Annotated in this window: 17 protein-coding genes; 8 read left to right on the top strand and 9 right to left on the bottom strand. The window is 57.0% G+C overall.

The annotated features are described in order from the left end of the window. Positions 1–47: 47 nt before the first annotated feature. From FNL56_RS09155 to FNL56_RS09140, 4 genes are all read left to right on the top strand, one after another. On the top strand, positions 48–1,163 hold the full coding sequence (locus FNL56_RS09155) for a hypothetical protein (protein WP_143581952.1): 1,116 nt from the start codon (positions 48–50) through the stop codon (positions 1,161–1,163). Further along, entirely contained in the window at positions 1,160–1,720 is a 561-nt protein-coding gene (locus FNL56_RS09150) for a hypothetical protein (protein WP_143581951.1), read from the top strand. Before FNL56_RS09155 ends, FNL56_RS09150 begins: the two co-directional genes overlap by 4 nt. A 430-nt stretch (positions 1,721–2,150) precedes the next feature. Then, positions 2,151–2,525 (top strand): hypothetical protein, encoded by a 375-nt coding sequence (locus FNL56_RS09145; RefSeq protein ID WP_143581950.1) that lies wholly within the window; start codon positions 2,151–2,153, stop codon positions 2,523–2,525. A 633-nt stretch (positions 2,526–3,158) separates the two neighbouring features. Beyond that, a complete protein-coding gene (locus FNL56_RS09140) occupies positions 3,159–5,489 on the top strand; it encodes a hypothetical protein (protein WP_143581949.1) in 2,331 nt (776 codons plus the stop codon). 159 nt (positions 5,490–5,648) lie between these two features. On the opposite strand, the gene FNL56_RS09135 is transcribed toward FNL56_RS09140, so the two are convergent. The 5 genes from FNL56_RS09135 to hsdR form a co-directional block, all read right to left on the bottom strand. Next, a complete protein-coding gene (locus FNL56_RS09135; protein WP_143581948.1) occupies positions 5,649–6,191 on the bottom strand; it encodes a recombinase family protein in 543 nt (180 codons plus the stop codon). 130 nt (positions 6,192–6,321) lie between these two features. Continuing rightward, positions 6,322–7,083 (bottom strand): S1 family peptidase, encoded by a 762-nt coding sequence (locus FNL56_RS09130; protein ID WP_143581947.1) that lies wholly within the window; start codon positions 7,081–7,083, stop codon positions 6,322–6,324. Positions 7,084–7,109: 26 nt separating this feature from the next. Beyond that, on the bottom strand, positions 7,110–8,345 hold the full coding sequence (locus FNL56_RS09125; protein WP_168204655.1) for a restriction endonuclease subunit S: 1,236 nt from the start codon (positions 8,343–8,345) through the stop codon (positions 7,110–7,112). A 104-nt stretch (positions 8,346–8,449) separates the two neighbouring features. Then, positions 8,450–9,916, bottom strand: a complete 1,467-nt coding sequence (locus tag FNL56_RS09120) for a class I SAM-dependent DNA methyltransferase (protein WP_143581945.1) — start codon at positions 9,914–9,916, stop codon at positions 8,450–8,452. Continuing rightward, a complete protein-coding gene (gene hsdR, locus FNL56_RS09115) occupies positions 9,916–13,431 on the bottom strand; it encodes a type I restriction-modification system endonuclease (RefSeq protein ID WP_143581944.1) in 3,516 nt (1,171 codons plus the stop codon). The genes FNL56_RS09120 and hsdR overlap by 1 nt, the downstream gene beginning before the upstream one ends. Positions 13,432–14,139: 708 nt before the next feature. Here hsdR and FNL56_RS09110 point away from each other — a divergent pair. Further along, positions 14,140–15,624 (top strand): hypothetical protein, encoded by a 1,485-nt coding sequence (locus tag FNL56_RS09110; protein WP_143581943.1) that lies wholly within the window; start codon positions 14,140–14,142, stop codon positions 15,622–15,624. Positions 15,625–15,708: 84 nt separating this feature from the next. On the opposite strand, the gene FNL56_RS09105 is transcribed toward FNL56_RS09110, so the two are convergent. Continuing rightward, a complete protein-coding gene (locus tag FNL56_RS09105) occupies positions 15,709–17,454 on the bottom strand; it encodes a DNA adenine methylase (RefSeq protein WP_256365964.1) in 1,746 nt (581 codons plus the stop codon). A 102-nt stretch (positions 17,455–17,556) separates the two neighbouring features. Here FNL56_RS09105 and FNL56_RS09100 point away from each other — a divergent pair, with 102 nt between their 5' ends. Together FNL56_RS09100 and FNL56_RS09095 are read left to right on the top strand one after the other, a co-directional pair. Next, complete coding sequence (locus FNL56_RS09100; protein ID WP_143581941.1) at positions 17,557–18,048, top strand: hypothetical protein; 492 nt, start codon at positions 17,557–17,559, stop codon at positions 18,046–18,048. 207 nt (positions 18,049–18,255) lie between these two features. Then, on the top strand, positions 18,256–19,458 hold the full coding sequence (locus tag FNL56_RS09095) for a site-specific integrase (RefSeq protein WP_143581940.1): 1,203 nt from the start codon (positions 18,256–18,258) through the stop codon (positions 19,456–19,458). Between the two features lie 543 nt (positions 19,459–20,001). Here the strand turns inward: FNL56_RS09095 and FNL56_RS09085 are convergent. After that, positions 20,002–22,152 (bottom strand): methyl-accepting chemotaxis protein, encoded by a 2,151-nt coding sequence (locus FNL56_RS09085; protein ID WP_143572491.1) that lies wholly within the window; start codon positions 22,150–22,152, stop codon positions 20,002–20,004. Between the two features lie 387 nt (positions 22,153–22,539). On the opposite strand from FNL56_RS09085, the gene FNL56_RS09080 reads away from it, so the two are divergent. Then, positions 22,540–23,487, top strand: coding sequence for an AraC family transcriptional regulator (locus FNL56_RS09080; protein WP_143572490.1), 948 nt, complete (start codon positions 22,540–22,542; stop codon positions 23,485–23,487). A gap of 698 nt (positions 23,488–24,185) precedes the next feature. Here FNL56_RS09080 and FNL56_RS27650 read toward each other — a convergent pair. After that, positions 24,186–24,323: a hypothetical protein gene (locus FNL56_RS27650; protein ID WP_168202891.1), complete on the bottom strand. Its 138-nt coding sequence runs from the start codon at positions 24,321–24,323 to the stop codon at positions 24,186–24,188. A 347-nt stretch (positions 24,324–24,670) separates the two neighbouring features. After that, positions 24,671–26,896: a CHASE2 domain-containing protein gene (locus tag FNL56_RS09075; RefSeq protein WP_143577712.1), complete on the bottom strand. Its 2,226-nt coding sequence runs from the start codon at positions 26,894–26,896 to the stop codon at positions 24,671–24,673. Positions 26,897–26,911 lie beyond the last annotated feature (15 nt).

Genomic DNA, 26,911 nt, shown 5'->3' with positions numbered 1-26,911 from the left:
TGCTAAACGCTTGCGCAATTCGGGTTTCGTGAGAGAATCCTTGCGCAATGGAAATCACGCCGCCTAACCCGTTGACCGCTGTTCAGCCTCGGCCCGTCTCCGGATGGCCTCTCCAGGCGCTCTGTGACTTCGATACGGCCTCGCCTCACTTTTTTGGTCATGTGCTGACGGCATCCGATTTGAAGCGGCAATGCGTCTTCGCAGCCTTAGCTGAGATGGAGCAAAACGCTCGGACCCTTGCAGGGGCTCTGGGAGCGGCCTCTGGCGTCCAGTGCCGCGATCCACTTGCTCAATCGGCCCGCTCGTTGGTTCTGCTGAAGCCTGCTCAAGTCCTCAGGGTCATTTACGACAGCGTTCCTGATGCCTTGCTCGGGACGTTCAAGCGGGTCGGACCCGACCCTTTCAGTCGGCTCGGGCTTTATCGGGACCTCTTCCGCCTTTTCGCTGAGCCTGAGGAACGCGAGCGAGCCGACCTCATCCGGCAGTTTCCAGGCAAGCTAACAGAGGAGCGGCTGGAGATCGCTCTCGCTCTCGATTCGGCGCTCCTCCATCAGCGGGTATTTGAGCGTGTGACTGACCTGGACGGCGCTGAGCAGGCGAACGCGGCGGTCCGCCTGATCCGAGCGACCGTCTCGACCGCCACGACTGCGGAACTGCGGCGGTCGGTTGCCGTGTTGCCCCAGGTTATTGGACTGTCAACCTGGGCGGCATCCTGGCTCCGGAGGCTTGACCGGCCGCTCGCGGCACCACCGGCTCTGAGCGATCCCGACCTCACCGTACTCGGCGTGGCCGACCTTCGAGCGGCGTCGATGCAGCTACGAAACTGTCTTCGCGAACGGGTACTTCACGTGGCGACCGGCCGAGACTGTTACGTTGTCTCGACTGCCTCGCCGGGTACTGTCGCTGAACTGCGCCGTACCTCTGACGGCCGATGGGTGCTGTTTGACATGTGGGGTCCTGGCAACGAGCGTCCTGATGAGCGCATTGCGGATGAGATGCGCCGGAAGCTGGAGGCCGCTGGTGTGGTCTCGCTCGCGGCAGCGGTCCCAGAAGCCCACCTGGAGCCGCTGGCTGAGTTCTTTGGCGCTTTCGATCTTGTAAGTGGTTGGCCAACCCCAAGACGAACCCGGAACCGGCTCCAAACCATTCAGGAGGCCGCGTGAGCGTTTTCCCGACGCCCCGGCTTCCTAGTCCGGCTCAGCCATCCGCCCTCTCCCTGCCTCAGCAGAGCCTTGTAGAACGGCTTAGGGAGGCCGAGCGCCGATGCATTGTGGCCGAGCAAGAGCTTGAGCGCGTCAGTCGCGAGAGCGAAGCTGAAGCGAAAATCGCTGCCTCGGCTATCGCTCGGCTGAGCGCTGCCTTGAACAAGCAAAGGGAACGGGCAGACGAGTTCGAGCAGATCATGGGCGCGATGGGACGCGAGTTTGCCATCCTCAACGTGACCGCCACCACCTTGGCTGAACGCGCAGGCGTTGCGCCAGCAGAGTTGGTCGAGCTTAAGCGCTTGTGGGCGAAGGTCAGCGCCGATCCTGATCACGTTGAAGTGGGATTGCATCAATCAGCGCCCGACTTCCTCGTCAAGGCAGCCCGAACCGCCTTTCGGAAGGCTCACCATCCCGACACGAGGCCGCAGAGCGAGAAGGCTGTGGCAGAAGAAATGTTCAAGCGGAATGAGGCAGCATTCGAGCGCCTGTTCAGGATGCGAGGTCTGTCCCCTTGATATCCGACAGATTGAAGAGCGGAAGCACGACTGCGGTCAACGGTGCCCTTCGATGGCGGCGCGCCGGGAGCGAGCCTGACTAAGCCATAGCGCGTGCGCCGTTGTAGACGATGTCCGTATCCGTCACGGTGCCTTCGTGCATCTTCACGAACTCAGCCGCGATCACGTCTGGACCCGCAGCGGCTTCGCCGGTCCTCGGCCCGGCCGGACTGGGCCGGGAGCCGCATCTGATTCTCCCGAGGGTCAGCGCTTGTACGATTGATTATAGGGCGTCAGGCGACTACTGCCTCTGCCTCGCAGGATCGCGGCTGGAGTTTCAGAGAACGGGCTCATGCCCGACCGGCTATCACGTGAGCGGAGCCTACCATCTATCGAACCGATGATGTCGCCACTGGCGGCGTGACAGTCTTCGCTGACGCCTAAATACAGGATGAAAACCTCATTCTGTCTTTATCCAATGCCAATTGTAGATGCCATTGATGTCGCGAAGCAAATCAATCTCGGCTTTGAGCGCACACACATCGAGCCCAGCCGATACTGTGGCTTCCTTTTCGACCACCCAAGTCCCGCGACAATGCTCAGGATGTTATTCGATGGGAAATATTGGCCGACGAAGGTAAACGACCTCTACCTGATTTACGTCGAACGCTCGCCGGATGTCTCGGCTTGGATAGATTCATGCGGCTATGAATTCCAAGCTGTCGAGATCGTGGCGATTTTGTTCGGGTCGGATGAAGATCAGGAGAGCTTCGAAGAAGTGATTTGGCCTCATCGCGCAAAAAATGAAGGGGTCGAAATATGCTGAGGTTCGTCTCTCAGAAGATGCACGGCATAGCAGCGATCTCGATGGGTACACTCATTGGCTCACGATCCGTGGCCGGACTTGCAGCGCTTAATCTCCGGGGTCCAACGCTGAAACTGATCGATTGGTACCGCCGACCGTTTGGAATGATGGCGATCCTGGCCGGATGCAATGAGCGATACACCTCCGCACGAACATTCTCTGGAGCAAAGGGCTGGAGGGTAGTCGGCCAACGGTCAAATGCCTCGACAAGTTCTGCCTCCTGGACCGAACCGAGTGCAACGATGCCCCGCGCCCGCTGATCTCGGCACAGCCATATGCTCAGGCTTACCTCGTTCCACCATTTCGATTGCGCGCGTCGGTACTCGACCACGTTCCGGACATGGGACGCCCACGAGCGGAAGCTTGCATCGCAAAAGTCCATCTCTACGTTGGAAAACCGGCGCGCGTTTGGAAGAATGCGGCGCGCGATCTGGCCAGCGTAGCGCCATCGGCAGGTGTCGCACTGAACGGAACGACATCGGTTTTGAGAGTTGCAATACACTCACCTATTTACAAACAGACCGAACAAAACGAAGATCGCGCGTACCGCTGGACAATGGCTCTCAGCGCAAAACCCGCCCGAGAGATAGCGCGATGAGCCGGAAAATCTTTCCGAATAACAATCCGCGAAAGCGATTCATGAGACCGCCCAGAGCCGCAGTTGAAGTCTCCACCTCTGAAGCCTCTGCCGACACGAGTGAAATCATTGAGTCAAGATTGAGGGTTATCGCAAGATTACGTAACGAGATGATCCGTTTCCGCCGCCAAACCCACGTGGCTTATCTCAAGACGTTGATCTCATTTCATCTACGTACCAAATCTTGGATTACCCACGGGGCCCATTACGCTCTTCGATTTTCCGCTACCGCAATTTCTTTGATTGCAGCCACACCGTTGCTAGTTTTTTTTGATTTTGAGATCGACAAAGCAAGCGAAACACATCTGGCTGCGGCACAGATGATCGGCGCGTCCCTCGCTTTGGTGTTGTCTCTATCAATAATTCCAGCCCAACGGGCAGCCGAGTTGTTTTCAACGCCGATTCTACGCTTCTTTGCTTCGGATCGAACGCTTGTTGGCATGTTTGTTGTGCTTGTGACGACGACCGCTATTTCCCTTTTGCTTGGAACAAATTTTTTGAGAGGTCACATTGCAGCGCAATGGACACTAATCGCACAATTTGTACTTCTAGGACTCTCGTTCGACGCGCTTCGCCTGTTCTATGTGACTACGCTTAAGCTTCTTGTTCCTGAAACGGCAATTGAGCGGCTCGTAGCTGATTTTAAGCGTAGGCTTGTTTTTCACTCTCGGCTTGCTGACAAAGTTGTACGGGTGCATGTCGCGTCGGTCGGTGCGACTGGTGCAGGCGATCAGATTACGCATGCGATGATGATCTCCAAGAGTACCGTCCCAAGTGAGATAAAGTATTGGACATCTCAACTCCAAGAGTCCGCGCACCGTTTCATAGCGCGACGCGACTCGAACGCAACAATTGCAGCTATTTCCGCTCTAGGGCTTCTTGCGAGTGAATATACTAACTTGCGACGCAAGAGCGTACTTCTGCATGTTGAAGATCAGTTTCTGTTTGCAGGTCCCCAAAGTGACATTGCAGACGTGCTTAATCCAATCTACGAGGCTGTTCTACGTATCGCTGACGACGCGATTATCTCAAAGAATGAAAGAGTTGTGCAACAATGTCTCAACACCATGGGAACGACGCTTGAGCAGACAACTAGGATGGTCGCGCCAACAAGTTGGGGAGTTAACGAGGCACCACTGACTTTCGGCGCAGTATTCTATCTTCAACGCTTGGTCATGTCGGTGTTGAGAGGCCAGATGCTCGACGCAACGCTGACAGCAATCTCACTTTTACAGAAGTTCATTACGAGCACATCATCCGAAGCGGATATTCGCCCGTCTGTCACACAAGCAATCGAAACGTTGTTCGCGATTGTTGTCAATGGATATGCTACGTCACAACAAATTACAATTTATCAGGCTTCAAGCGCGATATTGCTCTCGGTGAAGGCTGAAATTGAGTCGGGCCAATTTGATCACATGCGTTTGGAAGCGATACTTCGCGAGTTCGCAAGTCTGCTTCCTTATGAGGTCACCGCCGATCAGGCCGGTTTGCGCAGGTTGAACATTTATCCTCCCTATAGTTCAAGCTTTGAAGCTAGCATCCCATTTTTGCTCCAAAACGTCGCATCACGCATTCAAGTAAACCCTGAGCGTCCGCGCCTAAACCCCTATGCCGATCTTGTTAAGATGATGGAGGTCGTGCGAGGCCATTATCGCGAAATCTGTAAGATCAACTTTGGCGAAGCGTTGCTGTTGAAATTGGTCATCGACTCACTTGAACGCATTTGGCACGTCTTAATTTGCGAAGTGGTCAATCCAGTCTCTGAAGCGCATATCTCCGCCGTCACGGATGCGCTCATATGGCAGATCAGTTGGGCCTCGGGTTTCTTTCACGATGGCGAACGTCCTTCAAAAGTTGCGCTGAACGCTGCATCGGATCATTTGGCCGCTTACGGAATAATGGCCGCCGATGCTGGTATCGTTCAGATTACTATCCAATGCGCAAAAACTCTGAGTAACATTGCCGAGGCAGTAGGACGTTCGGTCAGTGCGTACGATTTCGCTGATTTAAGCGTTGCACTAGAAATCGTCGCTCGATCCTGCGAGATAACCGGTAATTCCGATTGTGCCGCAACAGTGCGGCAGCTTATTACCTATCCAAAAATGATAGAAAAAGACAATGAGGCGCACTACACCGACGCGAGACAGGTCCGTATGAACCAATTCGAACGAGCGTTAGCCGACGCGAATGGAAGTCGTGGCTATCGCGAGAGTCCAGTCACGATGCTTCGCGAATTGATCGACCGGCACTCGCGAAAGGGGCAAAATAAAGATCGCGGCGGATGAATTTGTCATGGAGGGTGAGCGGAGAGGCGGTGCGGCCAACAACCAATTCTTTGCAATCTGCCGAAAGCGCCGTCGAGGTTTCAACAGACTTACGGTCATGTCGAGTCAGATGATCAGAAGCAATTAGATGTCAGGGCGCAGTTTCGAGAGGTCGAGGTCTCATTTAATCCGACTTATCGTATTTGCTGACACGTTATACGACCGCCCTAACTCCCTGACAGAATGGCCTTCGGCCTTTCGCTTTCGAACTTCCGCCTGCTGATGCGGCGTCAGCTTGTGTTTGCGGCCCATGCGGACGCCCCGTGACATTGCCCGTTCTCGGCCCTCGGCAGTCCGTGACTTAATCAATTCGCGTTCGAACTCTGCGAGCCCGCCGATGACAGTCAGGATCAGGCGGCCTGCTGCCGTCGTCGTGTCGGCCCAGCTTTCTTGGAGTGACAAGAACGATGCGCCGCGATCTGCGACAGTTTTCAACATGGTGAGGAGATCGATTGTTGATCTTGCCAATCGGTCTAGTCGAACGACGACCAGGGAATCTCCAGGACCTAACGACTGAAGAAGTTTGCGGAGGGCTGGGCGATCTGAGGCAGCGCCGCTGGCAGTCTCTTCCACGATCTGACCGCAGCCTGCCGCACGAAGTTGCTCGACCTGACCATCGGTCGATTGGCCGACAGTGCTCACGCGCGCATATCCGATTTTCATGCTCAATTATGACACGGATATATGACACAAGCAAGCCATTGATTTTGCGCTGAATGGTTGGCGTCCCATAATTGCTGAATTCTGACACACCGTCTAATGGACAGCTTTTGTGGACATGGCCGAGTAGGCTTCAGGTATCAAGCGTGTTCATCGCGATGATTTCTTCAACAAACGACGCATGCCATACCATTCCAATCTGGGCTTCTTCCTTTGCCGAATGCAGACGGCCTGAGTAAACGCCGATAAAGTTGGTGGCTGGCATATCATTGAACGCGCGCACTGACCCTTCGACGTAGTCGTTCGTCCAGTTTTGAAGAATTACCGGCGCGCCAGACATTCCCGGGCGGGAGGCTGTATCGACAAGATAATAGCCGGTTGTCATCCGAACGATATCGGGCTCCGAGGCAATGCTACCGCGTTTCCAAACCGGGAAAGCTGGGGGCGCATTTCCGAACGGATAGCCAAGTACAAAGACATCCATTCCAATTTTTACTCTGAGCGGCTTCGAAAGAAGAGTATTGATTGGGTACATGTTTATGACCGGATCGTTTCCTGTCATCGGAATGGGGATCGCCACAACATCGACGCCGGGCATACCGGGCCGAATGAGCCACGAAGGTTGATGATTTTCATCTCGAATTCGAATGTCCCATTTTTGCTTTCCGAAATCTCCGATGCGGATATTGAAAAGACATCGAAGCGTGTCGGGCGCAGCCGGGGTTTCAAGAACTCGGGTTCTTGTATTTCTACCTGTGACTACATGCCAATTCGTTATCAGGTAGTGCTGGGCACCCTGCTTCCAGACGAAAGCGGTCGCATTTCCCATCGAGGTATTGTTAGCAAGCTGCTCAACAGGAACCGTGGTTAAGGAAAATGCGTCTATCTCAGTCACAGAGCGACCTCAATTATTCTGGGAAGCTACTTCCTGGCCCGCTTTGAACGCTTTGTTGACACCTGACCTGCTCGTTCTGCCTTGTTCCGCTCCAACAGAACACTTGCGGGTTCATCGTTGGGGTCCTGCGGGACAAGTTCACCCCGAAATGCTTTGGCTAGGATGGCTTGGTCGAGATGAACAATTAGCTTGCGGGCGCTCGTGGTTTCGGTCACGAGACGGTCGATCCAAGAAACGGCTGCTTGAATGCGCCGACAGATTTCATTCTGCTCCGCAATTGGTGGAACTTGGATAGCGAGCGGCGCGATGTCTCCGTTGTTTATCTGCGGAACATTTGAGCCGTTGCTGATTGTTGATAAATCCAGTTTGTCCATCCACCACCAGAGAAATTCTGGGGTGACCTTCCGGGCGGTAAGCACCATAAGATTTAGATCAAGAGCACCCGCGACCAGAAGTCGTCGCTTCTTGTTTGTAGCGATCGCCCCACCTCTCTTTGGAAAAGTGATTGATCCCGGCTCATACATCCGCAGCCCAAGGGCCATTGCTTTGTTGCGTGAAAGGCGGAATTGAGAAGAACGAAGACCCTCCAAATTCGCGGCCTCGTTCATGCTTGAGACCTTGAACCAGGATATTTCACCATTTGCAGAAAGTGCGTCTTCAATACCTTTTGGCGTCTGGCCGCTGGCTATGGTGGCCACATCACCGATGGTTGATGCCTCCCAGCCGGATTCATTTTTATTTGTGCTCCGCCATCCCCGTGTCAGATCACCCCGAAACGCCGCCGCCAAGATGGCTTGCTTGTATTTCTCAACAAGCCGAGGAATGTGATTGAGGTGGTCGTTAGCGTATCGCGATTGTGCGGTTAGACCATCGATTTTCTTCACTATCCGCCGCTGCTCGTTGAGGGGTGGGAGTGGAAGCATCTGAGCTTTCAAATAATCGAGTGGAACGCGGCGTTGACCCACCGCTCCCGTCATGGCAGCTTCGGCATCTGCTCGAAACGATTTTTGTCTTAGAAATCGCCATATAAAGTCCGGAGAGATATCGCCGAGCGGACGCAGCACATGAAATTCAGTAGAGCCACATGCGAGGCCGCCTGTTAGCTTTCTGGCAACTGCAATCTTACCGTTTTCCATGCAGGGCGTGATCTTCGCAAAGATGACATCGCCGGTCTGAAAATGAGTATAGCCCTTTGAGACCTCTGAAAACGGTCGATCTTGTGCGCCTTCAATTTCACCAGTGATGTCGCGAACTGCTGGCATTGGGACAAACGACACTGTAGTGCGGGACGGAATACCTTGATGTCTAGGATTTAGGACTGCACAATCTGCAAGGGTAACTTGTTCCCATCCATTCGGCATCTTTATCATTCTGCTGCCTCTGACACCGTTTCATTCACTACGACCGGCTCCAATTCTTCAGATAGCGTCTCGATCCCCTCCAACGCAGCCTTGAGATGGTCGATGATTGCGGCGGCGATGTCTTCCGGCTCTGTTAAGTGTTCCTCCGTATCAAGCTCCGTATTCCGCAACCACGAAATATCGAGATTATCATTGCGGCCCTTGACTTCTTCTCGCGTGAAGCAACGCCAGCGACCTTCCTTACCTTTATCCTTGCGCTTGGTCGAACCATTCGGATCGTTGCCATATTCTTTTTCGAAGTCAGCGAAGTCCTTCGATGTCAAAGGCCGGGTTTTGCCATAGGCCGGAGCATCGGCTCGCATATCGTAAACCCAAACCGCCTTCGTGTTCGCTTTGTCTAACTTCCCACGCTGGAAGAAAAGCACATTAGTTTTCACCCCCTGCGCATAGAAGATGCCGGTAGGCAGCCGCAGGATCGTGTGTAAATTGCAAAGCTCCATAAGCCAGGACCGAAGTCGCTGCCCCGTGTTGTCTTCGAATAGAACGTTATCCGGTACAACCACCGCCGCACGTCCTCCGGGCTTAAGTGCACGAACGACATGTTCCAAGAATGCAAGCTGCTTGTTCGACGTATCGGCAGTGATCGAGAAGTCCGAACGCGTTGGACGACCGCCGCCCTTTTTGGTGCCGAAGGGAGGATTAGTTAAAACGATATCGGCCTTTGATAGACGTTCGCCGTCCGGTGACAGCGTGTCAGCCAATTCAACGCCACCCTCGATGCCATGCAACAATAGATTCATCATGCATAGGCGGTGGGTGTCAGGCACCAATTCGCCACCAACAAAGGCGTTGTTGCGCTGAAAGAACGCCTGCTGTTCCGACAGTTTGTAGAGATCGTCGGAACGATCCTTGACGTAGCGATCAGCGGCTACAAGGAAGCCCGCCGTGCCCGCTGCCGGGTCCTGCACTGTTTCACCGGGCTGTGGTTTCAGCAACCGAACAATGCAATCGATCAGAGGACGCGGAGTGAAATATTGGCCAGCACCGGACTTTTTGTCCGAAGCGTTCTTCTCCAACAATCCTTCATAAAGATTCCCCAGACCTTCTTCCCGAGCAGAAAACCAGTCCAACTGGTCTATGCTAGAAGCCAGGGCCTTCAGGTTGGTGGGCTTACGAAGGCGCGTCTGCGCGTCGGTAAATATCGCACGGACCAGAACATCCTTGACGGTAGGTTGGCCGAGATCGAGAAGCAGACGCTTATAATAGTCAAGCTGATCGAGACCCTCGCGCTTCTCCAATTCCTTCCAGCGATAAGCCTTCGGCAGACGGCTTTCTTTGCCAGTCTCTTCCAGCATTTTTAGAAAAAGCAAAAATGTGAGTTCTGTTACGTACTCATTGTACGTAACGCCATCGTCTCGCAGGACGTGACACAGCGACCATAGCTTAGCAACGATGTCGGTGGTGGTAGTCATCAGGCCGTCCTCTTCCAAATCTCTTCGTTGATAACGGCAATAACGTTTTCTAGCTCGCCGTCAAATACCTTGTTCAACCGCCTGAAACCGCCGTCAGATGCGAAAGGCTCGTTGGTGTCGATGGTTTCTCGGTCCACCACGATTGATTTTTCTATCTGTTCGCCAATTCGCTTCAACCACCCCTTCTGCGGGGCCGACCACGCCCTGCTGGCCATCACGGAACGCATGGCAGCGTTTAGCCGTTCGGCATACGGGACCAAGGGGTCGCCCAGTGCAGCCTGACGCACAAAGCCGATGATGGACGCGGCGATATCTTCGTTCTTCGCGTCGGCCCACGCGCGGCGGAGATTGGCCTCAGAGAAGCCCTTTAGGTCGAGGGCCATGCGCAATTCTTTCAAGTGCGTCCGCGTCAGGTCGCGCGGACGCTGCAAGACTAACTTCAGGGCGGCTATGTTGTTTACGTTGTCGCGCACATAGGCAGTGAAACTGTTGAGGAAGTCCTCAGGCTTTACCGCTTGGCCGTAACCGCGCGTAACTGCGACGACCTCATCGGCATGCGTTGAAATCGGAACGAACCGTGGCGTATCGCCATCGCTGCGCCAGTCCAAAATTGGTCCTACAGCCGCACGGTCAGAAAACCATTTGGAAAGCGTTGCCGACTGTTCGGTAAGCAAGCGCTTCAACGTTTGTTCTGGCGCTTCTCCGGCTACGGCCTCAAATTGGTCTCTAGCCTCGGCAGGCATCTTCTTGAGCCTACGGCGCAACTTCACGGCTAACTGTTGTCGAACACTTTCTCTATGATCGACTTCATCGGCGGCGATCAGTTCTCTAACCAGTTGCTCGAAGCTAATCGAGGGATTAACCACGACAGGCTTCATGTCAGTCAGGTCTTGCAAGTGCGGATACAGGTCTACGGCGTCGAAAATTCGAAAGACTTCCTTGCCAATCTCTGGGCACTGGCGCGTTGCCCGACCGATCATCTGTTCATACAGAATTCGACTGTTCACGCGGCGCAAGAAAACGAGATTTGTGATTGAAGGGACATCGATGCCGGTGGTCAGAAGGTCAACCGTGACGGCAACTCTCGGATTAGTGTCGTTGCGATAAGATCGGATGAGACCCTGAACCTTGTCAACGCTTCCTGTAATCTTTTTAACTGCCGCGTCTTCGATCTCGCCGTATTGTTTTGCGAACGCAGTTTTTATTGCACTCACGACAATATCGGCATGTGCATCGGTAGCCGCAAAAATCAGCGTTTTGCCGAATGATGGATCAATCTGCTTCGCCAATTCCTCGGCAACGACCCTGTTGAATTCTGGCGTAATAACTTGCTTGTTGAATTTGTCAACCTCGAACCGGATTTCATCCGGCGCGTGAGCCAGATTGACTTCGCCGGTCTTTGTGTTCAGCAATTCAAGCTGCTCGTCCTTTTCGAAGACGATACCAGCTTTAGCAAGCGCGGTTTCGATCCTGATCGGCGGTTCGTGATCGATAAGATGTCCTTCAACTACTGCATCTCGATAAGAATAAGTGAAGATCGGGTCCCCAAATATCTCTGTCGTATGAAGGGCTGGTGTTGCCGTAAGGCCAATCTTGACGGCATCAAAATATTCCAACACCCGTCGATATTTTGAGATGTAGTCGTCTTGCCCACGGAAGCTCAGTTCAGCATCGGACATTTCGCGGTCCAGGAGATAGCCACGATGGCACTCATCAACCACAATTAGATCATACTGATCTATCGGCGGGGCCTCAGAATCATCCGCTGTGTAGAGAACGCGTTTTACCAGTCCCTGAATGGTGCAAATGTGAACCTTGGTCTCACTATCAGGTGTTATGTCCTCAAGCTTCTTAAGCCCAAAAATATCAGCGAACGCCCTGCCGGAAACGATCTTAGTGGTTGAAAATTCGCCCGCAGCCTGATGACCAAGCGCAGATCGGTCAACCACAAAGCAAATTCGATGGAAACGTTTGGTGGCGAGCAGCCTATAGAGCATGGCTATCGCCAGCTTGGTCTTCCCTGTACCGGTCGCCATGGCCAACAGCATGGTTCGACGCTCGGTTTCCAGCGCTTCCTCTACCGCTTCAATTGCATGTTGCTGATAGTCACGAAGCGGAAAGCCGAAATCGAACGGTAAAGTCTTGAGGGCTTCAGTGGCAGCGTCCTGATCAATTGCCAGGAGTGCCGCAAGGCCGCCAGGAGTCGGCCAATCGACAAGAGCCCGACGATGATTGGCGGCCCTTCGCGTATCGCGGAACCAGATGCCACTCTCTGTCTCGATCTGTTTAAGGTAGGAGCGCCCATTCGCGGAGAATACGAAAGGCACCCTGTGATCTCTCCACGGTCCTCCGGCGAAAGCGAAGTCAGGTTGCTGCACCAGTCCTACAGAGTACCGTTCTGCTTGATCTATCGCGGCAGATACGTTCTTACGTTTTCGCTTTGCCTCCACGACGCCTACCAGCGTTAGGCCGCAGAACAGTGCGTAGTCGGCTGGGCCGCTTTTTGTAGGCCACTCCGCTATTACCAAATTCCGTCCCTTGATTGGACGCGAACCTTCTGCATACCGAAGGGACTTAGAATCAACTTCCCAACCGCGATCCCGTAGCTGTTGATCAATTAGCGCTCGGGTCGAGGACTCATCGAGATCATACTGGGCAGCAGCACGTTCGCCGCGTTCAACAAGCGCTTGCGTTTCGGTATTCGATGTCTTCTCGGCTTCAGCTTGCAGAACGGAAAGTCGCTTCTCAACCTCGGCATCCAGCAATGGCTCATCACCGAATGGATCGGTCGGTTCTTCCAATTTCAAGGCTGACGTTAGGGCTGACAATGCTCGATCTGTGGGGTCTACGCCTTTGTGTTCCAGTTCCGAAAGACGGCTTACAAGCTTGGTTTTGTCGTCCTCCAATTCTTGGGCAATGGCTTCCCAGATGCCCCGATCTTCAGTTTCCCGCTTTAGCCGATCTTCGGCGGTTTCAAGTGCGGTTGCCTTGTCTGTCGCCATCTTGCTTGCGTTGGCGGCGGCGGCTTCAACTTCCTTGATACGACCTTCCAACGCCTCAATCTTCGCCCTAAGTTCCGCTGTATTATCGGACGGCTCAGGTGGCGCGATAAAGGTGCCCGGATTGAAGTTGGACTGCTTTCCATAAGTGCGGTGAAACCAAACTCCAAGTTGCCGAGCGAACTTCAGTGCCGACATCGCCTCAGCATGGGTGCCCTTCGCCTCATGAACCGCAGCATTGCCGACTTTCCGCAAGAAATGGAAAACGTCAGCAGTCTCCTTGGGAATCACCCGCGCGAAAGAAAGCTTTCGGAGCGTCTCCTCAAAGGTCTCGCGTTCGTCACGATAGAGGGCATGTCGTGCGGCGACGATCTTCGACAACAACTCGGCGAACTGCCGAAGCTTGAAGAGAGCGATAGCTGGGTCTTCGCGAAAGTAACGCTCCGCCTGCGACCCAAGCTGGACAAGCATAGGATCGTGGGAAACCAGAAACCCAAAATTGACCGTAGGTGTCATTCAATATGCAGCCCCAGCCGTAGATTGCACGTTTTTTCTGCTCTTGGCGAGAGGCCGTTCACTCGTCTTTGTTCTCCAGCCAGCGGCCGGATCGTCAGCTATTCGGGGAGCGTGCTGCGCTTCGAACCCGTGCATGCCATCACCACCACCCTGAGTCCAGTTTTCATATGGGTGGGACAGATCATGGTCCCGCTCAAGAGGCAAATGACTTGTCAGCACCAACCCGTCTCTCGCGTGTCTCGGAGCGCCTTCGGCGCTGGTCTTTCAGGGTCTCGGTCTTGAGGAGAAAGCCGAATCCGGCGTCGAATGGCCAGCAGCGACAGACGCACCCAAGAACGATAAGGGCTCAACGAAGTCGCCTTTGAAGTCGCCCGACCGAAGAGAGGCGGAGGCGCACGCCGACAGCCGTCCTGAAGGGCGGAGCGCAGATCGAAGCCGAGCCGTGTGCGAGGCGGTCGATCTCACTTAGTTTGATGCGAGGAATGCCGGGTGGCCCAGGGCGGCCACCCAAGCATCACGTCTTCGGGAGCCGTTCGGCTCGACGGCTTCGCATCCGCTCAGCACGTCGGCTCGCCTCCGTTCCCTTCCCGTGATGCATTTCAATTTCGCAATCTGAGCACGAACCGGGTAGAAATAATTACGTCCGCACTAATCCTAAATACATAGACACGCAGCGGACGCATTTGGCGCGATCAAACACGGAGAAAAATGAAACCTACACGTATTACGATTTTCGAGGGTTTGCCCGGATCGGGCAAGACTTCTCGGATGCTCAGCGAGATGATTTGCGGTCCAGGTCGATACATCCTTGCGGCTCCTCGAACGGCACTAATTGAAGAACACGTCTCGTCGCTCAGATCACATGCGGCGCAGTCCAACGCGCAACCGACAATTACCTCAATCCACTCCGACCAGGATGAGGCCGGTCCGATCAAGAGACGCATCGCTGACGCATTCCGCTTTCTTAAAGATGCTCAGCACGTCATTCTAGCTATTACGCACGAAGGACTTCAATCAATCGATCCGGCTGAATTAGAGGGCTGGCATGTTCGCATCGATGAGACTCCCGACGCGGTAGCTTCTGGTCAGATTCGAGCGCCAGTAGCGGCCAGATGGTTTGAGACGCTATACCATCTGATTAAGGTCGAAGGCACGAAGTGGTGCAAAGTGCAGGCAAAGACAGATGCACCGTCCATCGGGCATTTTCTGCGAGACGATCTAGCCGAGCAGCTTGCTGCCTTCCACAAACGCGTCATTAGTGTTTCAGGATTGTACGTCGATGTCGGGGCCTGGGACGAGGCGTTCGACCGATCTAAGCCAATCCGTTGGTGGTCTCTTTGGACGCCTCGCGACCTTGCCGAATGCGCGAGCGTCAAGATCGCAGCATCCGGATATGCGTCGAGCTTGTGTGCTCTGGCTACCGACAGCTTATTCCCCGGCGAGGTCGAATATAGCTGCGAGTGGATTGAGTCTCCACGGTCAGGCCAACCGAAGGTTCACATCCACTACATCACAGGACACCGTGGCTCGACCGAGTTCTGGAAGAACGGTGATGGGCGCGATTGCCTCAACGCTGTTGGTTTGTATCTCAGCAAGCTACATGATTTGGGCTTCTGGTCGGGCAACGAGGTCGTCCGTGATCGCTTCGAGTTACTGCTGAAAGGCAAACAGGTCTCGCCTCGCCAAGCAGGGACGAACGCCTACAGGCACCTCCGCTCCTGCGCGATCATTTATTCGAACAAGGCACAAGACGCCGATTCCGCGATCCTGGAGGTGTTCGGGCTCACCAAAGACCAGATCGCTCGTGCGCGTGAGATTGAAGACATCCAGCAGTTTGTGATGCGAGGTGCAATTCGAAATCCGGATTTCGATGGTTTGTATGACATCTACGTGTACGACCTCTGGCAAGCAGAAGCAGTGCGAGACTTTTTAGAAGACGGCGGCATCACCGGTGTGACCCTGCTTGGAATTGATGAGGCCGGGCTTATGGAGTTTGAGCGGCCAAAGGGCGGTCGGAAGCCGGTGCAGTTAGACGACCGTAGCAAGGCCGAGAGACTGGCTGAGCGTCGGAACAAAGATGCCGCCCGAAAGCGGCAAGCACGGTCCATCGAACGTTTACGGAGAGAGGAAGCAGGAACTCTCCGGGAGCCAGGGCGACCTCCAAAGAAAGTGACGACGCTCAGGGCTGGATGAAGGCGACCTCCTTGCTATTGACCAACACAGGTTGCAGGCCGGACAGGTCTGCTTCTGATACATCTGGGCTGGGCAAACGACGGCTCACGCCCGGTCAGCAGTCGCTAAGTGGGCTGGACCACGGACCAGGATATTGGCGGGACGGCTTAGGATGTCGAAGCTGTTGCGAGCCTTTCCGGACGGGTGCGCCTGGGGATGAGACCTCCGTGGCTCCGGTCCTTCAGGATGGGCGGCCGGAGCCGGAGTGGTTACCCGGTCTTGGCTTGCCGATACGCGAACTTGAATTTCGCCCGGTGAGACGCTCGCCCTCTCTGCCGCATCCGCTGCCGCATTCATCGCAGCTAGCCGCTCGGGAAGCGGAAGGGCCTTATTCAGCATCGTGGCGAGGTACCACGACAAGTCGATGAAGCTTGCACCGATATCAGGGAGGGCCGTGCCCGGCCTTCCGGCCGCCTGAGACGTGGAATCCGCCCTCTTTAACGGCTTTGACAGTTGCGCCAGCTTGATCAGCTTGTTAACGCCGCTGATCCTTCTTCCGGCCACGACTTCCTTGCGCTCGATCCGGCGCACAAAATCCCCCGTCGTGTAGCCAAGCGCTTCGGCTTGAATGAAAGCCCGCTTCAAGCGCGACGCTTCCGACTTCATGTCGGGGTCAGCGCGCTGTTCCTCGGGCTGGAATGCTTGGATCAGGTGATAATAAAGGTGATCGAGCTTCGGCTTCTTTATACCCCGAGCCTGCATGATACGGTCGAACTCGGATTCGTCATCTCTGAGTTTGCCTGCAAGGCTATATGCACGTCCCATGAAGGCGTGAAGCGCCTTGTGTTGGCGACCTCTTGCCTTCCAGGCGTCAATTGCTGCGAGGGCGACTTGGGAGACGAGCGCGTCCACCTCGGTGTTGGCGGGGGTTGGATTTTCCAACACCGCCCCACTCACCAGTGTGCGCCGAAGCCTTTCCCCATCCTCCCCGTAGTTGCACCAGAGGACTTCTTGTCGGAGCCTCTTGGACGCGGGGCTTTGCTGCGGAGGAGCACGTAGTTTCCGCCAGTCCGTCGCAGGATAAAGATAGCTGTAGAGCGCGCAATCGTAGCCTGAGATCGCGACCTTTGCGCTGCACTCATTGAGAGCACGCGCGAGGTCTCGATGATCATCGTCGGTCAACACGTTGGTGTAGGTCTTATCTTTGCGTGTCCACGTCTCAGCCACGTACGGCGGATCGCAATAGAACAGTCTATCCGGTCCATCTAATGCGGCAATGATCGCCATCGCGGGGCGGCTCTCCATCGAAATCCCGCTTAACCGCGATGCAACTTCGTTGAACCGTGTCACCCCCGACCTGAATCGTGCTGAAGCGAGCGCCATTCCGTTCCTGCTTTGGTTCGGAGTTGTGCCCCAGTTGGACGGGAGCGCGTTCACGGAAAAAGCCATGTGGCTCTGCCTTACTCGAACGTAGAAACGTCTTGCTCTTTCGAGGTCGGATAGGTGCTCGCTGGGGCCGAGCGAAGCCGCAAACTCGGTGCGGCTGTATGGTGTGAGGTCTATGAGACGCTGAAGTTTGTCCGGCTGTTCGCGCACGTTTTTGAGGAAGTTTACCACCTCCCCATCAAGGTCGTTGTAGGTCTCGATAGGCGAGATCGGCCGGTTCAGCAGGACGGCGGCTGAGCCGCCGAACGGCTCAACGTAATGAGTGCACTCTGGGAGAAGCGGAAGAAGCCATCCGAGGTGCATGGCTTTGCTTCCAGGCCACGGGAAGGATCGAAGGACACTGGGACAGGTGCCTTCGCTTACGGGGCGCTCGGAATTGAGTTTGAACGTGTTGTGGTTCGACAAGGGCTATCTGCTTCATGGTTGTAAAGCCATGTACGCAACTGGCGCTCTATTGACAAGTGGCAAAACATTTTCTATTGTCAAATTTGTCTTATAGGATTGCCCATGACCCAGCCCGAAGCCGCACCTCTTACGTTAGCCAAGCAAATGCAACTGCTGCGCCGCTTTCTCGATGCGCATCAAGCGATCCGTCGATATGCGCCAAGGATCACAGGAGCGGGGTGCCAAGTCCTGATATTCATTGCCCTCGAAACTCTAGATCAGAAGATTCTGCGTATACCTCGCTTGCGAGATGTGACGAGGGAGCTTGATCTCTCTCCCTCTGGCGCTAGCCGCCTGCTGGAAACGCTCACAGTCGGAGGCCGTAAGGGCAGTGCTGAAGGCGGCTACGGGTTGATCGAAACCGACGATTTCGTTGAAGGACGCCGCACAGATGGATACGTCCTTACCGAAAAAGGTCGGAAGTGCGTTGAACAGGTCCTGAGTGCGCTTGCTGGAAAGCCCTGTGGCGGCTTCGAGCCTCACGATTTGGGCAGCCTATTTAAGCTGATGATGGCCGAATGGGAGCGACGGCCGGACAACAAAGGCCAAGCGTAGGATGCGCACGAAGGGAGATTTATCCCCCGTCCATATCGGACCTGATACACCGTTGAGGCTTGCAGAAGCCATCACCCTCGGGTTCCCTGCTGGAGGTATGACGGTTTCAGGTCTCCGTCGTGAAATTGCACGCGGGCATCTAACTGTTGAGATACTGGCAAACAAGCAATTCACCACCCTCGCAGCTATTGAGGAGATGCGTAAGCTATGCCGCGTAAATGCAAAGGTGCCCGGCTCCATCTTCGACCAGCGCGACGCGACAGTACCGGAAAGATTACCCACCACCCTACGTGGGTCATCCGAGACGGAACGAGCTATCGCGCCACCGGATGCGCTGAGCGCGAAGTTGCGCAGGCTGAGCAAGCCCTCAAAGAATACATCGCTCTAAAATATAAACCTGAGCGAAGAGAACAGGACATTGATAAAATCCCGGTTGCCGATGTACTTTCGATTTACATCGATGACCGGCCCGACCTCTACGTCGAGAATCCCAACGCTCCGAAATTTCTTAAACGCATCGAGCGGTTGAACAGTTTTTGGAAAGCGATGATGCTTTCTGCGGTCAACGGGGAAACGTGTAGAGCCTATACGTACGACCGGGGCAACACGGGCGGCGCTCGCCGTGACCTGGAGGACTTGCGGGCCGCTATCGGGCACCACGCCTTTGAGGGCCTGCATCGCGGTACAGTCAGGGTCGTCTTGCCCAAAAAAGGCCAGCCCCGCGACCGCTGGCTTACCCGTTCGGAGGCTGCCCGGCTTATATGGGCATGTTGGCGCGCTCGCGAGACTCAAACAATTCATCGCGGCCCGAATAAGGGCCATAAGGTCGTCACGGACAAAAGACCCTTAAGGCATGTAGCACGGTTTATCGTGATCGGCATCTACAGTGGCACCCGCGCCGGTGCCATAGCTTCAGCTTCACCAATCCCAGCCGTAGGCCGGTCATTTGTAGACCTTGAACGAGGAATGTATTACCGGCGCGCTCTGGGCGCTCCCGAAACGAACAAGCGCCAGACACCGATGCCTATTCCGCCGCGCCTGCTAGCTCACCTGGGCCGATGGCACCGCAAGGGCATCATCCGGTCGCATTTCGTGGAGTGGCACGGAGAAGCAGTGAAATCGGTCAAGACGGGATTTGCCAAAGCCGTGTTGTTATCCCATATCGAGCATGCTTCCCCGCACACCTTACGTCACACGGCAGCTACATGGCTGATGCAGAACGGGACCATTCCTTGGCAGGCTGCTGGCTATCTCGGGATGTCAGTCGAAACTCTGCTTCGCGTCTACGGTCATCACCATCCAGATCATTTGAAAGATGCTGTAGCGAAGATGACAGCCAAACCTACCGCCTCAGCTTCGCCACAGAAACGGCAGGAAAGAACGAAAACGAGCGTTATCAAAGTTCAGTAAAAATGGGGCACTGTAATGAACGATTTGGTGGCGTCTGCCGCTCATAACGGTCTGGTTGCAGGTTCGAGTCCTGCCGGGCCCACCAATGCTGTCAAAGCCTTGCAGACCTGTCATCCCCCCGGAGAACCTACCGCCCCAGAGACCACCGCTTTTTGTTCTTCAATCAACCTACGGAGAGCCGCAGTCGAATGTCACGTAGGTTGTCCAGCACAATCGTTAGCGCATGCCGGGCCAGAGCAAGGACTTCCTTGTTGGTCCGTGCCACTCTCTGATGAATCGCCGAAAGACCGCTTTCGCGCATCATGCCGACGGCATGATGGACAGTGGCCAGATGCTGGCTAAGCTTCTATGCCTTGGTTATCAGCCGGTCCGTCGATGCGACAACGTCCGCGACGACCGTCGGGTTCGGACAAGGTTCACCGATTGAACGACCGGTGGACTCTAGTACGGGCTGAGATCGAAACATTTGAACGGTGTTGCTCATGGTACGCACCGGTGCTCCAAGTTAGGTGAAAACCCGGCGTGAACCGGGCTCTCGTTAGGTCAAGAAGCGCGGACAGTGCCAAGGAACTTGCTGACTTCTGCTTTCAACCGGTTGCTGTCCGACGACAGCGACTGCGCCGCCGACAGAACCTGTGAAGAAGCCGACCCGGTCTCCGTCGCACCACGCTGAACATCGGCGATGTTCGAACTGACCAGTATCGTGCCTTGCGCCGCCTGCTGGACGTTGCGAGAAATTTCCTGCGTGGCTGCACCCTGTTCTTCAATCGCCGACGCGATGGTCGCGGCGATCTCCGCCATATGATCGATAGTGGCGCTGATCTCCTTGATGGCCAGGACCGACTCGCCGGTCGCCGACTGTATCCCGGCGATCTGCGCGCTGATCTCGCCAGTCGCTTTGGCGGTCTGTGCGGCAAGCGCCTTCACCTCGGAAGCCACGACGGCGAAACCGCGGCCGGCCTCTCCGGCGCGTGCTGCCTCGATCGTCGCGTTCAAGGCCAGCAGGTTGGTCTGCCCGGCGATATTGTTGATCAGATCAACCACCTCGCCGATACGACCTGCCGCGGTCGCCAGCAGCCCGACGCGCTCGTTGGTTTTTTCGGCCTGCGCCACGGCTTCACCGGCGATCCGCGCGGAGTCCTGCACCTGGCGGCTGATCTCATTGACCGAAGACGCCATTTCCTCGGTCGCCGACGCGACCGACTGGACGTTGGTCGAGGCTTCTTCTGAAGCGGCCGCCACCATTGTCGTCAATTCCTGCGAGCGTTCTGCCGTCGCAGTCAACGTGCTGGCCGATGCCTCAAGCTCGGTGGAGGCCGACGTCACGGTGTCGATGATCTCGCCGACGGCATCTTCGAAATCGTTGGCCAGCCTGTGCAGGTCTAATTTGCGCTGTACGGCAATCCGCTTCTCGGCGTCCATCGCCTCCTCGCGATCGAAGCCGAGTTTGGACTGCATGGCCTGCACATTGCGCATCGCGATGCCGATTTCGTCGTCGCGATCGATGACGATCCGGGTGGTGAACAGACCCTGGGCTATCTTGTCCATCGCGCCATTCAGCCGCGTCAGCGGCTGGCCGATGGCCCGGATGGTCTGCAGGCCGAGCCAGGCGCACAGCAGAATGCCGGCGGTCAGCATGGCGACGGCAAAACCGAGCACCAAAGTATATCGGCTCTCCGCGGTCTCGAATTCGTTCTTGGCTTCCTTGACCTGAATCGCGACCAGCTTATCGAGGTCCGACTTTGCCAAGGCGTACAGTTCATTAGCCCTGCCAGCCAGCAAGTTTGCAGCCTCCTCGAACTTGCGATCTGCGAGCAAGGTCAGCGCCGGCTTGACCGCGCCTTCAACGTAGCTCTTGCGCTTGACGATGAAAGCTTCGGCAACATCCTTCTCTTCCGGGGTCAGGTAGGTCGCCATGTATTCGGCCCAGACTTTGGAAATCGCCTCGGTATTGCCGGTTACGCGGCCCGCGATATCGCCGATCGGATTGCCGGCGCGGCCACGGGTGACGGCGTCGTATTGAGCGATTGTGTTGTCCTTCATGCGGTCGTTGATCTGGAACAGTTGCGCGAGCGGGATCGCACGATCTTCATAAATCGACTTCAGACGCGTGTTGCTGTCGCGCGTCGCCAGAACGCCGGTAAGGCCGATAATCAACATGACCAAAGCCTGCACTGCGATCAACGTCGTCAGCCGCGCCTTCAAGGTCCGGGTGAACACGGCGATATGGTCGAACGCCGAGCGGCGACGGATCACACCGGCATCGATACGATACTTCTGCGCCTTCTTATCGCGCATCAGCGCGTATACCTGCTCGGCTTCCACGCGCTGGTCAGCGGGCAGCTTCGAGCGAATTGACATGTAGCCGCTGACCTGACCGCTCTCCCAGATCGGGGTCGCACTCGCCAGTACCCAGTAAAATCCGCCGTCCTTGCGCCGGTTCTTCACGGCACCAACCCATGGCTGGCCCAGCTTCAGCGTCATCCACATATTCTCGAACGCCTCCGGCGGCATGTGCGGGTGCCGGATGAAGTTGTGCGGCTGCCCCATCAGCTCCGCCTCGGTGAAGCCGGATGCCGCAACGAACTGATCGTTAAAATAGGTCAGGTTTCCCCTGGTGTCGGTCTTCGAAACAATAAGGGTCTCGTCGGTAATTGGATACTCAGCAGCGGTGATGGGCAAGTTCGTGCGCATGATAATCCTCTGCTGGCAGTCCCCGGCACCGGGCCGTGACCGCACGCAAATTAAGTTTTCAGAAATGATCGCAGGGAGTGATGCCGACTTTCACCGAGTTTAAAAGCCGCCTTGGTTGTGGTGGCCGCCTTTGCGTCTAAGCGAGCAAGCTGTCGGTGAACTCGATGACATGCTTAGTTCATCAAGAAGAACGTTGCGTTAGTCCGAGCTCTGCTGTCGTCGCTCAGATCCGGACAATGTCGGGTTTCGTACGCTCATGTAGTAACTAAAGAAAAAAATGATTAGCGGTGCTGATGTGGAAGGTGCAAGGATTGTGGTCGTCATCTCATCTCAGCAGGGTCGTCCGTGATTATATCGCCCTCGGCGCCGTTACGCCGGCACTCGTTCGTGCATACGAGCGACCCGGAAGAAATGCGTCATGCGATGCTGACGCGCTTCGGTGCCAGTCATTTCACAGGGCCGCCGGCCGGCGCGTTCGAAGGCTACGGCGATTTTATCATCACGGACCGAGTATCGCTTGGCATCTGCGCTTATGGCGGCGAGGCGGTGGCGCATTTTGACGAGACCGACGCCGTGCGTTTTCAGATCGGGACCAAAGGCCATTCGACAACGACGGTCGGTTGCGAGGTGGTGCAAGTCGATCCGCAGCACGGCTGCGTGACATCGCCTGGCCGCGCGTCCAAGCTGAAATTTCACGCCGGCTACGAGCAGATGGTGCTGCGTCTCGGCCACGACGGGCTCAAGAGCAGGCTCACCGCAATGCTGGGCTTCGCGCCGAAGGGTGACCTTGTATTTGATAATTGCGTTCGCACGGATACGGCTGAAGTGCAGCGCTTGGTTCAACTCGCCCATTTCTGCCGGAGCCAGCTCAACCCGGCGCATGACGCATTACCCGTCCCGATCGTACACCAGTTTGAACAGGCGATCGAAGTCTCGTTTCTCTGCACGGTCCGTCACAGTTTCACGCACCTGCTTGAAAGCGATGTCAGCGCCGGAACGCCGGCCCATGTTCGTCGCGCCGAGCAGTATATTGAAGCTAATTGGCAGCGCGCAGTCGAGATTGAGGAACTGACTGAGATCACCGGCGTCAGCGCACGAACGCTGGCACGCGCCTTTGTCGCGCATCGCGGCTATTCACCACGACTGTTCGCCAAGCAGGTGCGGCTGCAGCGTGCTAAAGAAATGCTGCAAGCTGGCGACGCGGCAGCAACAGTCACTGGCATTGCACTGGCCTGCAACTTCGCCAATCTCGGCCATTTTGCCAGAGACTATTGCAAGGCCTTCGGCGAATTGCCTTCCATCACGCTGGCACGGGCCCGTCTTTTCAGCACATAGCCGCCGATCACCGCTGGTGCGTATGACGCCGATGTTTTCGCATGATGGCGACGGACTTAATTACCAGCCGTGCATCCGGGAGGCAGAGACACCCGGCGAGCCCGCTCACGACCGGCTTGCCACCGTGCGCCGGATTACCGCAAATTTGAGCGGCCTAGCGCCTGCGCCGCAACTACGATAGCCCGCCAAGTGAGCCAACTATTAACTATACGTCTCAGATCCGTAACTCACCGGAATTGATCATCACTGTCAGCACGAGCAATGTCGAACCCGATAGTGCAGTCAGGACGAGAAATGATCGGGGCCATCACCGAACTGAGAGCTAAGGCTGACGAGTTCGAGCAGCGGGCAAGGCTGTCTGGCCGCTCCAGGTCGGAAAAAGCAGAGATGATGGATTTGGCCTTCAAATGCCATTGACTGGCGCGGGAAGCCACGATCATGTGCCGGCAGAGCAAGGATCTGGACGGCGGGAAAGACGCCGATTGCGATCAGTGCCTGCATAGGTGCGTTGACTAGAACCACGAGGATATTGAACCCAGCCCGGCGTGGAGCCCGCCTGACACACCGGCCACCGGACGCGCAGGCGCCTCGCGCGATACACGTCCCGCCCGGCACTACGGGTGCCACCCGGATCAACCGCGGGCGACGTTCCGGCGAAGCGCATACCGCCCCTGCCGCCGCCCGCGTGCGCCTTGCCCCTACCTCTTCGGCAGAGCGGCTTTGGCCAATTCCTCGGCCTGCAGTTCCAGAACGATTTTGCGCTCGGCAGGGCTCAGAACTTCGGCCAGACGCTTCTTGAAAATCGCCAGATTACCGGCGTGGATGAAATGATCCATGGCATCCTCCTGCGGGCGGGTCGGGCTGGAGGCGAGGTGTCATGCGCTCGGTCGGCGACTGGCGCGAGATGAACACGAGGCGATGTCAGGTCGTGTACGCCGAACCCACCGGGCTGTTTGCCCGGCATCCGACATAGCGGACGCTATATTCTCCACCGATACGTCTTCGCGTCTGACGGGATCCGCACGTTGTCGTCATACGATATCGGGCGCCCGCCCGCAGCGTTTGGCGCAACATTGCTGGGGCCGGGCGCCGCACGCCGGGACGACGTTTACCGTGGTTTCGCCAAAACGACATCGAGGCGACCGCAAGACGCCAAGCCGCCCGCGCATGGCGCGGGCGCCCGTCACTTCGCCACCAGCACCACCGCGCCGTTCCAGTCCGGCTCCGGCGGCTGCTGCCGGAAGGCGACGATGCGAGCTTCGTAGAGATCGTATAATCGCGCCAGAGTGTCGGCGGCCTCGGAGTGACGGCCGCGCCGGATGACGTCCAGCGCGCCGTCCCAGTCGCGGCTGCGGTAGCAGGCCAGCATCTCGATGGTCAGGTTGCGCAGCCGCTGGAAGCATGCGGAATTCACCATCTCGGCGGGGCCGGCGATGGCGTAGATCACTTCCGGCTCGGACTTGCCTTTCACGGTGATGAAATCGAGTTCGAGGATCGCGAAATGCTCTTTCGCCGCCAGCGCGGTGGCGGAGCCGGCGATGATCGGAAAGCCGTAGTGCCGGGACTGGCCTTCCAGCCGTGAGGCGAGATTGACGCTGTCGCCGAGTACCGAATAGTCGAAGCGCAGGTCGGAGCCCATATTGCCGACCACGCAGGTGCCGGTGTTGAGCCCGATGCCGACCTGGATCGGCTGGTAGGCATGGCCGCCATTGGCCGCCTCGGCCTCGCGCACCAGGTTCAGCGCCTCGATCCGATCCAGCATGTCGAGCGCAGCGTGGCAGGCATTGATCTGGTGGGCGGCATCGTCCAGTGGCGCGTTCCAGAACGCCATGATCGCGTCGCCCATATATTTGTCGATGGTGCCGTTGCGCGCGAGGATCGCGTTGGTCAGCGGCGTCAGGAAGCGGTTCATCAGCGTGGTCAGGCCGTGCGGATCGTGCTTGTAGGACTCCGCGATCGCGGTGAAGCCGCGCACGTCGGAGAACATGATCGTCATCTCGCGCTCCTCGCCGCCCAGCACCAGTCGCTCCGGCGCCTCGGCGAGCTGCTCGACCAGCGCCGGCGACAAATAGCGGCTGAAGGCGGAGCGGATGCGGCGGCGCTGGCGCTGCTCGCGGACGAAATTGCTGAAGATCAGCGCGAGGTAGATCAGCGTGGTCGACAGCAACGGATAGGTGAAGTCGAGCAGCAGCCGGTGATGGCTGTAGAAAAACCACGACGCGCCGGCCAGAGCGGCGGCGAACGCCGCGCCCATCGCGGCCAGCGTCACCGGGCCGAACATCGGCGCCAGCCAGATCACGATGGCGCCGAGCAGCAGCGCGACGCATAATTCGGCGCCGATCGCGTAGTTCGGCTGCGACAGCACCGTCCTGGTCAGCGCGCTTTCCAGCACCTGGGCGTGGATCTCAACGCCTGGCATCACGGCATCGAGCGGCGTCGTCTTGGTATCGAGCAGGCCGATCGCGGAGGTGCCGATCAGCACCAGCCGGCCGGCGACGCGGTCGGCCGGCACGCGGCCGTCCAGCACGTCGGCAGCGGAGACGTAGATGCCGGGATCATGCCTGGCGAAATGCACCCAGAGCTGGCCGTTGCGGTCGGTCGGGATTTCAAAGCCCTGCACCGCGATGCTGCGGATACCGGCGCGGTCGGACTTGACGAAGATGGTATCGGTGCGGGTCGCGACCCGCAGCATCTCGAAGGTCAGCGCCGGCATCGTTGCGCCCTGCGCCTGCATCAGCATCGGCACCCGGCGCACGATGCCGTCGCGCTCGTTGCGGATGGTGAACAGGCCGCGGCCGGCGGCGGCGCCCTCCAGCTCCGGCAGGTTGCGCAACAGGCCGGGGAAGCTGACGAGATATGGCTGCGGGTCGCCGCCCAGCATCGCCAGCCCGGTCATCGGCAGCGACGGGTCGAGCGGCGCGGCCGCGCTCGACATGCCGGATTCGCCCAGCACCACGCGGGAGCGGCGCACCGCCTCGGCCAGCACCTGGTCGTTGCTCGGCAGCGCGCGAAGCCTGTCGCGAGTGGCATCGTCGAGCCCGGCAATGGCATCTGCGGCGGCGGCGGGATTGGTGCGGTCAGGCTCCGGGAAGGCGATGTCGAAGGCGATCACCACGGCCTTGAGCCCGCTGAGCCGATCGACGAGGTCAGCAATCCTGGTCCGCGGCCAGGGAAACTGGCCAAAGCGCGCCAGGCTGGCCTCGTCGATATCGACGATCACCACCGGCCGCGCCGTTTTCACGCGCGGCTGGATCACCTGGAACATGTCGAACGCGCGCAGCCTCACTTCTTCCAGCGCCGGCGGATCGCCGATCCGCAACGTCGCCAGCACCATGAGCAACACGACACAGGCCGCACGCGCGCGTCCGAACCTTCGCGCCAGCCTGCGCACCCTCCGCATCCGCCTCATCGCGACATCCGGCCT

The organism is Tardiphaga sp. vice304, assembly GCF_007018905.1.
Taxonomy (GTDB): domain Bacteria; phylum Pseudomonadota; class Alphaproteobacteria; order Rhizobiales; family Xanthobacteraceae; genus Tardiphaga.
This window is presented reverse-complemented; position numbering and strand designations above follow the sequence as displayed.